The 734-nt window shown below is 49.6% G+C and carries 1 tRNA gene and 2 rRNA genes; all 3 read right to left on the bottom strand.

From position 1 onward, the window contains the following. Positions 1–191 (bottom strand): 23S ribosomal RNA (locus LA04_RS14305); the annotation flags it as partial. Positions 192–374: 183 nt separating this feature from the next. Beyond that, positions 375–450, bottom strand: a tRNA-Glu gene (locus LA04_RS14300). Positions 451–535: 85 nt separating this feature from the next. Beyond that, positions 536–734: ribosomal RNA gene (locus LA04_RS14295) — 16S ribosomal RNA — on the bottom strand; the annotation flags it as partial.

The following is a 734-nucleotide window of genomic DNA, read 5'->3' as shown; positions in this document are numbered from 1 at the left end:
GTTCCCCCGGTTCGCCTCGTTAACCTATGTATTCAGTTAACGATAGTGCAACGAATTGCACTGGGTTTCCCCATTCGGACATCGCCGGGTCAAAGGTTCATATCACCTCGCCGGCGCTTTTCGCAGATTAGCACGTCCTTCATCGCCTCTGACTGCCAGGGCATCCACCGTGTACGCTTAGTCGCTTAACCTCACAACCCGAAGATGTTTCACTTCTGATTGCGAAAATTTGAGAGACTCGAACACACCATTAAAGATGTGTCGTTTCAATTTTCAGCTTGATCCAGATTTTTAAAGAGCAAATATCTCAAACATCACCCGAAGATGAGTTTTGAGATATGACGGCAGGTGACTTTCACTCACGAACCAGCAAGTGGCGTCCCCTAGGGGATTCGAACCCCTGTTACCGCCGTGAAAGGGCGGTGTCCTGGGCCTCTAGACGAAGGGGACACTGAAGTCTCAATCGCAAGACGCCTTGCTATTTACTTTTCATCAGACAATCTGTGTGAGCACTACAAAGGCAGGTTCTTTAAGGTAAGGAGGTGATCCAACCGCAGGTTCCCCTACGGTTACCTTGTTACGACTTCACCCCAGTCATGAATCACAAAGTGGTAAGCGCCCTCCCGAAGGTTAAGCTACCTACTTCTTTTGCAACCCACTCCCATGGTGTGACGGGCGGTGTGTACAAGGCCCGGGAACGTATTCACCGTAGCATTCTGATCTACGATTACTAG

It is taken from the genome of Enterobacter sp. UCD-UG_FMILLET, assembly GCF_000762975.1.
Lineage (GTDB): Bacteria > Pseudomonadota > Gammaproteobacteria > Enterobacterales > Enterobacteriaceae > Enterobacter > Enterobacter dykesii.
The sequence above is the reverse complement of the archived record's forward strand: the minus strand, read 5'-3'. Positions and strand labels throughout refer to the sequence as shown.